At 73.0% G+C, this 8,856-nt stretch carries 7 protein-coding genes and 1 pseudogene; 2 read left to right on the top strand and 6 right to left on the bottom strand.

Going from position 1 to position 8,856, the window contains the following annotated elements; genetic code table 11:
- Positions 1-49: 49 nt before the first annotated feature.
- On the bottom strand, positions 50-1,402 hold the full coding sequence (locus ACTT8P_RS37305; protein WP_442836236.1) for an MFS transporter: 1,353 nt from the start codon (positions 1,400-1,402) through the stop codon (positions 50-52).
- 124 nt (positions 1,403-1,526) lie between these two features.
- The gene (locus ACTT8P_RS37300; RefSeq protein WP_442836235.1) at positions 1,527-2,192 is read right to left on the bottom strand and encodes a TetR family transcriptional regulator; all 666 of its coding nucleotides are present in this window, start codon (positions 2,190-2,192) and stop codon (positions 1,527-1,529) included.
- 135 nt (positions 2,193-2,327) lie between these two features.
- Here ACTT8P_RS37300 and ACTT8P_RS37295 point away from each other — a divergent pair, with 135 nt between their 5' ends.
- Together ACTT8P_RS37295 and ACTT8P_RS37290 are read left to right on the top strand one after the other, a co-directional pair.
- Positions 2,328-3,206, top strand: coding sequence for a shikimate dehydrogenase (locus ACTT8P_RS37295; RefSeq protein ID WP_442836234.1), 879 nt, complete (start codon positions 2,328-2,330; stop codon positions 3,204-3,206).
- Between the two features lie 24 nt (positions 3,207-3,230).
- Entirely contained in the window at positions 3,231-5,027 is a 1,797-nt protein-coding gene (locus ACTT8P_RS37290) for a bifunctional sugar phosphate isomerase/epimerase/4-hydroxyphenylpyruvate dioxygenase family protein (RefSeq protein WP_442836233.1), read from the top strand.
- Here the strand turns inward: ACTT8P_RS37290 and ACTT8P_RS37285 are convergent.
- The 4 genes and pseudogenes from ACTT8P_RS37285 to ACTT8P_RS37270 all read right to left on the bottom strand — a co-directional run.
- The gene (locus ACTT8P_RS37285; protein ID WP_442836232.1) at positions 5,014-6,477 is read right to left on the bottom strand and encodes a membrane-associated oxidoreductase; all 1,464 of its coding nucleotides are present in this window, start codon (positions 6,475-6,477) and stop codon (positions 5,014-5,016) included. The genes ACTT8P_RS37290 and ACTT8P_RS37285 overlap by 14 nt on opposite strands.
- 59 nt (positions 6,478-6,536) lie before the next feature.
- On the bottom strand, positions 6,537-7,121 hold the full coding sequence (locus tag ACTT8P_RS37280) for a histidine phosphatase family protein (RefSeq protein ID WP_442836231.1): 585 nt from the start codon (positions 7,119-7,121) through the stop codon (positions 6,537-6,539).
- Positions 7,122-7,127: 6 nt separating this feature from the next.
- Complete coding sequence (gene gnd, locus ACTT8P_RS37275) at positions 7,128-8,006, bottom strand: phosphogluconate dehydrogenase (NAD(+)-dependent, decarboxylating) (RefSeq protein ID WP_442836230.1); 879 nt, start codon at positions 8,004-8,006, stop codon at positions 7,128-7,130.
- 1 nt (position 8,007) lies between these two features.
- Positions 8,008-8,856: pseudogene (locus ACTT8P_RS37270) on the bottom strand (glucose-6-phosphate isomerase); the annotation flags it as partial.

Here is an 8,856-nt window from a genome sequence, read left to right as displayed (position 1 = left end):
CCCCCCCCCCCCCCCCCCCCCCCCCCCCGCCGAGGACGCGGCGGACCGGTCAGGCCGTCACCTTCGCCGGCCGGGCCGGCTCCTCGGGGCTCCGTTCGCCGAGCCGTTCGGTCGGGACCCGGTGGGTCTCCCGGGCGGTGAGCGCCGCGATCACCGGCGGCACGCACAGCGCCGCCGTGAACAGGGCGACCGCCGACCAGTCGTCCCCGTCCGGACCGGCGATCCGCGCGGCGAACGTCACCGCGAAACCGGCCACCGCGAACCCGATCTGGGTACCGATCGCCACCCCGGACAGCCGCACCCGGGTCGTGAACATCTCGCCGTAGAAGGCCGGCCACACGCCGTTCGCGGCGCTGTAGACGACGCCGAAGCAGACGATGCCGGTCAGGAACGTCAGCGCGTAGGAACCCGTCGAGATCGCCCACAGGTACAGGCACATCGTCACCGCGCTGCCCGCCGCGCCGATCAGGTACACCGGCCGCCGGCCGATCCGGTCGGACAGCGTCGCCCACAGTGGGATCGCGGCCAGCGCCACCACGTTGGCCAGCGCGCCCACCCACAGCATGGCGGTCCGGGACATGCCGACCGAGTCACTGGTGGCGTACGCCAGCGCCCACACCGTGAAGATGGTGCTGACCGAGGCGATCAGCGCGCCGCCGACCACCCGCAGCACATCCGCCCAGTGCTCGCGCATCAGCACCACCAGCGGCAGCTTGACCACGCCCTCGGTGGCGGCCTGCTGCTCGAAGGCCGGGGTCTCGTCCAGGTTGCGCCGGATGAAGTAGCCGACCACCGCGACCGCGACGCTCAGCCAGAACGGCACCCGCCAGCCCCAGGACAGCAACTGCTCCTCGGGCAGCGCGGCGACCGGGATGAAGACCAGGGTGGCGAGGAGCTGACCGCCCTGCGTGCCGCTCAGCGTGAAACTGGTGAAGAAGCCGCGCCGGCCCGCGGGCGCGTGTTCCAGCGTCATCGAATTGGCACTGGCCTGCTCACCGGCGGCCGAGATGCCCTGGAGGACCCGGCACAGCACCAGCAGCACCGGCGCCAGCGTGCCGACCTGGTCCCGGGTGGGCAGACAGCCGATGAGGAAGGTCGACAGCCCCATCAGCAGCAGCGTGAACACCATGATCTTCTTGCGGCCCATCCGGTCACCGACGTGCCCGAGGAAGAACGCGCCGACCGGACGGGCCGCGTACGCGACACCGAAGGTGGCCAGCGAGAGCAGGGTGGCCGTCGCCGGATCCGACTCGTCGAAGAAGATCTCCGGGAAGATCAGCGCGGCGGCACTGCCGTAGATGAAGAAGTCGTAGTACTCCAGGGCACTGCCGATCCAGGCGGCGGTCGCGGCCTTCTTCGGCTGCCCCGGCGGGGCCTCGGGGACGGGGGCGGGGACGGACACGGCGGCTCCTTCGGCTTCGTCGCCTAATTAACCCACTGGATAGTTAGCAGGGGTTGGGTTGGGATGTTGCGCCCACGTGCCCCGGGTGTCAAGAGGTGTATCGAGGGGCGTACCGAGGGGCGGGTCAGTCCGCCGCCCGCTCCGCCGTCAGGTACGCGATCACCATGTCGCCGAGCATGGCCCGGTAGTGCGCCCGCTGCTCGGGCGCGACCAGGTCACGGCCGAACAGCGCGCCGAAGGTGGCCCGGTTGGCGACCCGGAAGAAGCAGAACGAGCTGATCATCGCGTGCAGGTCGACCGCGTCCACGTCCGCCGTGAACAGCCCCGACTCCTGGCCGGTCGCCAGGATGCGGCGGATCACGTCCAGCGCCGGCGAACCGATCCTGCCCAGCCGCTCGGAGGCCGCGATGTGCTCGGCGCCGTGGATGTTCTCGATGCTGACCAGGCGGATGAAGTCCGGGTGCCGCTCGTGGTGGTCGAAGGTGACCTCGGCCAGCCGGCGGATCGCCGCGACCGGGTCCAGGTGCTCCACGTCGAGCTGCTGCTCGGCCTCCCGGATCACGCCGTACGCCCGCTCCAGCACGGCCGTGAACAGCTGTTCCTTGCCGCCGAAGTAGTAGTAGATCATCCGCTTGGTGGTGCGGGTGCGGGCGGCGATCTCGTCGACCCGGGCGCCGTCGTACCCGGCGCGGGCGAACTCGCGGGTGGCGACGTCGAGGATCTCGGCGCGGGTGCGGGCGGCGTCGCGGATGCGCCCGTTGGATCGTGCCGGTTCGTCGACGCTGGTCATCGGGTTCCTTCGGCCGGGAGGGTGCGTGCGGAGATTGTAGAAGGTCGGGGCTTCCCCCGACCGGCGCCCTGCTGCTATGACTAACGTACTGGTTCGTACATTAGCTCTCAGGCGTCAGCCGCTCAGGAGGTCCCGGTGGCCAAGGACTCGTATCTCGTCGGACTGATCGGTTCCGGCATCGGCCCGTCGCTCAGTCCGGCCCTGCACGAGCGGGAGGCCGACCGGCAGGGCCTGCGCTACCTGTACCGGCTGCTCGACCTCGACGTCCTCGGCACCCCGCCCGAGGCGGTGGGCGACCTGTTGCGCGCCGCCCGCGACCTCGGCTTCGACGGACTGAACATCACCCACCCCTGCAAACAGCTGGTCATCGAGCACCTCGACGCGCTCTCCGCACAGGCCGAGGCGCTCGGCGCGGTCAACACCGTGGTCTTCGAGGACGACGGCCGGGCGGTCGGCCACAACACCGACGTGACCGGCTTCGCCGCCTCCTTCGCCCGGGGCCTGCCCGACGTACCACTGGAGCGGATCGTGCAGCTCGGCGCGGGCGGGGCGGGCGCCGCCGTCGCGCACGCCACGCTCACCCTGGGCGCGGGCCAGGTCACCGTGGTGGACCCGCTGCCCGAGCGGGCCGCCGCCCTCGCCGACTCCCTGAACCGGCACTTCGGCCCGGACCGGGCCGACGCCGCCGCCCCCGACCGGCTGCCCCGCCTGCTGGCGGACGCCGACGGCATCGTGCACGCCACCCCCACCGGCATGGCCGCCCACCCCGGCCTGCCGCTGCCCGCCGCGCTGCTGCACGCCGGCCTGTGGGTCGCCGAGGTGGTCTACCGCCCGCTGGAGACCGAGCTGCTGCGCACCGCCCGCGCGCTCGGCTGCGCCACCCTGGACGGCGGCGGCATGGCCGTCTTCCAGGCCGTGGACGCCTTCCGCCTGTTCACCGGGCGGGAACCCGACGCCACCGCCATGCTCACCGACTTCCACGACCTGTCCGGCGCCGTCACCGCGCCCCGCTGACCCGACCCGGAACGAGGTACCGACGTGCGTACGTCCATCGCCACCGTCTCCCTCAGCGGCTCCCTCACCGAGAAGCTGACCGCCGCCTCGCTGGCCGGGTTCGACGGCGTGGAGATCTTCGAGAACGACCTGCTGGCCAGCCCGCTCACCCCCGAGGAGATCCGCGCCCGCTGCGCCGACCTCGGCCTCACCGTCGACCTCTACCAGCCGATGCGGGACATCGAGGCACTGCCCGAGGAGGAGTTCGCCCGGAGCCTGCGGCGGGCCCGGCACAAGTTCGAGCTGCTGCGCCGGCTCGGCGCCGACACCGTCCTGGTCTGCTCCAGCGTGGCCCCGGACGCCATCGACGACGACGCGCTCGCCGCCGAACAGCTCGCCCGGCTGGCCCATCTGGCCCAGGAGCACGGCCTCCGCGTCGCCTACGAGGCGCTCGCCTGGGGTCGGCACATCAGCACCTACGACCACGCCTGGCGGGTCGTCGCGGCGGCCGGCCACCCCGCGCTCGGCACCTGTCTGGACAGCTTCCACATCCTGTCCCGGGGCAGCGATCCGAAGGGCATCGAGGACATCCCCGGCGAGAAGATCTTCTTCCTCCAGCTCGCCGACGCGCCCCGGCTCGCCATGGACGTCCTCCAGTGGAGCCGCCACTACCGCTGCTTCCCCGGCCAGGGCGGCTTCGACATCGCCCAACTGGTCCGGCACGTGCTGCGCACCGGCTACGCGGGGCCGCTCTCCCTGGAGGTGTTCAACGACGTCTTCCGGCAGTCCGAGGCCGGCCCGACCGCCGTCGACGCCCAGCGCTCCCTGCGGCTGCTCCAGGAAGAGGTCGGCACCGCCGCCCCGCCCCCACCGGTCGTCCCCACCGGCGTCGCCTTCGCCGAACTGGTCACCCCGGACGCCCAGCCGGTCACCGCGCTGCTCGGCGCCCTCGGCTTCACCCGGGTCGCCCGGCACCGCGGCAAACCCGTCGACCTGTGGCAGCAGGGCGCGGCCCGGGTGCTGGTCAACACCGGCCCGGCCGAACGCCGCGACGGCACCCGGCTCGCCGCCGTCGGCCTGACCTCCCCGGACCCGGCGGGCGCCGCCCGGCGCGCGGAGGCGCTGCTGGCGCCGGTACTGCCGCGCCGCCGGGCCCCCGAGGACGCGCCGCTCGACGCGGTCGCCGCCCCCGACGGCACGGAACTCTTCTTCTGCGCCGCCCCCGGCGCGGACGGCCCCGACTGGCGCGCCGACTTCGCCGCCGACACCCCCGCGCCAACAACCCCCGAGGTGTGCCGCATCGACCACCTCGCCCTCACCCAGCCCTGGCACCACTTCGACGAGGCGGCCCTCTTCCACCGCAGCGTCCTCGGGCTCAGCCCGCAGCAGAGCGTGGACGTCGCCGACCCCTACGGGCTGCTCCGCAGCCGCGCCGTCACCAGTGACGACGGCGCCGTCCGCATCGTGCTGAGCGTGGGCGCCGGGCCCACCGACGACACCGTGCACGCCCAGCACATCGCGCTCGGCACCGACGACGTGGTGGCGGCGGCCCGCCGCTTCCGCGCGGCCGGCGGCCGACTGCTGCCCATCCCGGCCAACTACTACGACGACCTCGCCGCCCGCTTCGAGTTCGCCGCCGGCGAGCTGGAGACGTACCGCGAACTCGGCATCCTCTACGACCGCGACGCGCACGGCGTCTTCCGGCACTGCTACACCCGGACGGTGGGCCGGGTCTTCTTCGAACTCCTCCAGCGCGACGCCGGCTACCGCGGCTACGGCGCCCCGAACGCCGCCGTCCGGCTGGCCGCCCAGCACGCCGCCCGGGGGCTCACTGGCGGCTGACGGCGCGGGTCACCCCCGCGATCACCGTCGAGGCGAGAATCCAGCCCATCAGGACGAGGGCGTAGCCGAGCCACTGGTACGGGCCGGCGGGGGCGAACGCCGTCTCCTGGCCGAAGGAGATGATCGGCAGCAGCAGGTCGAGGGTGTAGAAGACCGGGCTGAACTCCGGGGACTCGGCCGGTTTCAGCGCCCGGGGCTGATGCAGCCCGTAGGCGACCGAGCCGGCCGCGAGCAGCGACAGCAGCCAGGCGCCGGCCCGCAGCGGGCGGAAACCGTAGCCGACGGCGAGGTCCTGGAGATGGCCCCACAGGCGGGCGTACCAGCGCAGGGTGCGGCGGTGCCGGCGCAGCTTGGCCAGTTGCACCAGCCGGGCCGCGTCGTCGTCACCGATCCGGCGGTAGGCGGCGGTCAACTGCTCGTAGGAGTGGGGGACATAGCCGTCGCCGTCGCGTGCCAGCATCGCCAGCCGCAGCGCGGCCGGGTGGTGCGGGACCAGCGCCGTGTAGGTGAGGTCGTTCAGGTACACCTCGTCCGGCACCATCGCGGGATCGAGGCTGAGGCTGTCCAGCCGGGCCCGGCGCAGCCGCAGCGCGCCCTCGATCCGGCCGCCGCCGAACAGCCACAACTCCCCGATGACACAGCTGGTGGCCCGCAGCGCGGTGCCGCCGGGCCGGGACAGCCGGGCGTGGGCCAGTTCGAGGGTGCCGGGGACCCGGGCGCCCCGGAAGTCGAGGGTGCCCCGGGCGGTCAGGCAGGTGGCCGTCACGCTCGATCCGACGACGAGGTGCTGCGCGTCCAGGACGGTGCCGTCGGGCGCCGTCAGTTCGGCGTCCTTGAGGTTGACCGTGCCGGTGACGGACGCCCCGGTGAGCCGCACCGATCCCCGCGTCCGCAGCCCCGGCGCCCACAGGTCCGCGCCGACCACCGTCTGGTTCAGCTGGAGCACCGGCCCCTCGGCGTCCGGCGCGTCGATCTCCACGCCCTCCAGGTACAGGCTCCGGCCGATCTCCGCCCCGTCCAGCCGTACCGTGCCGCCGCACCGGGCCCGGGTCATCCGCAGCATGCCGTCCACCCGCACGGCGTGCGAGACCAGGCCGGGCAGCACGGACTCGCTGAGGTTCAGTTCACGCAGCCGGGCGGCGTAGCACCGGGGGGTCTCCTCGAAGTGGCAGTGCCGCAGCCGCACCGGGTGCTCGACGGTCGCGTACTGGAGCGCGAGGGCGCCGGTGATCCGGGCACCGGCGAGGTCGAGCAGCGGTATCCCACCGCTGTCCCGGGGGCCGTCGAGCAGCAGGGCGCGCAGTACGGCGGCGCGTACGGTGCGCTCGGGTCCCCAGGACGCCCCGTCGGCGGGGTCGTCGTCGGGCGCGGCGCGGAAGTCGACGTACTCGCCCCGGGCGAACGCCCGCCACACGCGCGCCTCGGCCGGCGTCAGCTCGTTGATCTCCATCAGCCCGGACTCTGACGCCGCTGCCGGGGGCTGTCAACCAGCCCCCGGCAGCGGGAGGTTCACGGCCGGGCGTTCCACTCCGTGATCACCGGGCGGTCGTGCTCGGTGGAGAGCCGGCTCAGGGTGCCGGTCGCCAGCTGGAACAGCCGGCCCTCGGCGGGCGGCAGCCCGAGCCGGCGGGCGGTCACCACCCGCAGGAAGTGGCCGTGCGCCACCAGGATCACATCGCCGGCGGCGAGCGCCGGCTCGATGCGGGCCAGCAGCCGGTCGGCGCGCCGGCCGACCTGCTCGGGCGACTCGCCGGGGCTCTCGTCCCCGGGCGGCGCCCCGTCCGTCCACAGGTCCCAGCCGGGCCGGGCCCGGTGGATGTCGACGCTGGTGACGCCCTCGTAGCCGCCGTAGTCCCACTCGTGCAGGTCGGCGTCGGGCTCCGCGCCGACCAGGCCCGCCAGTTCGGCGGTGCGCACGGCCCGGCCCAGCGGGCTGGTGAGCACCCGGGCGAAGGGCCGCCCGGACAGCAGCGGCGCCAGCGACTTGGCCTGCTCCTCACCTCGGCTGGTGAGGGGCAGGTCGGTGTGGCTGGTGTGCTGCCCGGAGCGGCTCCACTCGGTCTCGCCGTGGCGGACCAGCAGCAGATCTCCCACCGCGGACTACTTCGAGGACTCGACGGCGTGGCCGCCGAACTGGTTGCGCAGCGCGGCGATCATCTTCATCTGCGGGGAGTCGTCCTGCCGGGAGGAGAACCGGGCGAACAGCGACGCGGTGATCGCGGGCAGCGGCACCGCGTTGTCGATGGCCGCCTCCACGGTCCAGCGGCCCTCGCCGGAGTCGGCGGCCCGGCCGCGCAGCCGCTCCAGGTGCGGGTCGTCGTCCAGGGCGTTGACGGCGAGGTCGAGCAGCCAGGACCGGATGACCGTGCCCTCCTGCCAGGACCGGAAGACCTCGCGGACGTTGTCCACCGAGTCGACCTTCTCAAGGAGCTCCCAGCCCTCGGCGTACGCCTGCATCATGGCGTACTCGATGCCGTTGTGGACCATCTTGGCGAAGTGCCCGGCGCCTACCTTGCCGGCGTGCACGTACCCGTAGGGGCCCTCCGGCTTGAGCGCGTCGAAGATCGGCTGGAGCCGGTCGACGTACTCCTTCTCGCCGCCCACCATCAGCGCGTAGCCGTTCTTCAGGCCCCACACCCCGCCGGAGACCCCGGCGTCGACGAAGCCGATGCCGCGCTTGGCCAGCTCCTCGGCGTGCTTCTCGTCGTCCGTCCAGCGGGAGTTGCCGCCGTCCACGACGATGTCGCGGGGCTTGAGGACGGAGCCGAGCTGGTCGATGACGGCCTGGGTGGGGCCGCCGGCCGGGACCATCACCCACACCGCGCGGGGTCCGTCGAGGCGGTCCGCGAGGTCGACCAGGCTGTCGACGTCGGAGAGCTCGAGGTTGGTGTCGTAGCCGACGACGTCGTGGCCGGCGTTGCGCAGGCGGTCGCGCATGTTGCCGCCCATCTTGCCGAGCCCGATGAGACCGATCTGCATGTCAGTGCACTTCCTTCAGTTCGCGGTAGGCGGCCACCAGCGCGGCCGTGGAGGGATCGAGGCCGGGGACGTGGGCGCCCTCGCTGAGGGCGGGTTCGACGCGCTTGGCGAGGACCTTGCCGAGTTCGACGCCCCACTGGTCGAAGGAGTCGATGTGCCACACCGCGCCCTGCACGAACACCTTGTGCTCGTACAGCGCGATCAGCTGGCCGAGCACCGACGGGGTCAGCTCGGTGGCCAGGACGGTGGTGGTGGGGTGGTTGCCCTGGAACGTCTTGTGCGCGACCAGCTCCTCCGGGACCCCCTCGGCGCGTACTTCCTCCGGAGTCTTGCCGAAGGCGAGCGCCTGGGTCTGGGCGAAGAAGTTGGCCATCAGCAGGTCGTGCTGGGCCTTCAGCCGGTCGTCCAGCTCGCCGACCGGGCGGGCGAAGCCGATGAAGTCCGCCGGGATCAGCTTGGTGCCCTGGTGGATCAGCTGGTAGTAGGCGTGCTGCCCGTTGGTGCCGGGCGTGCCCCACACCACCGGCCCGGTCTGCCACTTGACCCGCCGCCCGTCCCGGGTGACCGACTTGCCGTTGGACTCCATGTCCAGCTGCTGGAGGTAGGCGGTGAACTTGGCCAGGTAGTGGCTGTACGGCAGCACCGCGTGCGACTGGGCGTCCATGAAGTTGCCGTACCAGACGCCCAGCAGGCCGAGGATCAGCGGGGCGTTGGCCTCGGCGGGGGCGGTGCGGAAGTGGTCGTCGACGATCCGGAAGCCGTCGAGCAGCTCCCGGAACCGGTCCGGGCCGATGGCGATCATCAGGGACAGGCCGATCGCCGAGTCGAAGGAGTAGCGGCCGCCGACCCA

It is taken from the genome of Streptomyces sp. JW3 (assembly GCF_052216785.1).
In the GTDB taxonomy this organism is placed as follows: Bacteria; Actinomycetota; Actinomycetes; order Streptomycetales; family Streptomycetaceae; genus Streptomyces.
This window is presented reverse-complemented; position numbering and strand designations above follow the sequence as displayed.

Excerpts from the sequence above, each read along its gene's own strand:
- ACTT8P_RS37285 (WP_442836232.1), bottom strand. The coding sequence starts at position 6,477 with ATGGAGATCAACGAGCTGACGCCGGCCGAGGCGCGCGTGTGGCGGGCG.
- gnd (WP_442836230.1), bottom strand. The coding sequence starts at position 8,006 with ATGCAGATCGGTCTCATCGGGCTCGGCAAGATGGGCGGCAACATGCGC.
- ACTT8P_RS37300 (WP_442836235.1), bottom strand. The coding sequence starts at position 2,192 with ATGACCAGCGTCGACGAACCGGCACGATCCAACGGGCGCATCCGCGAC.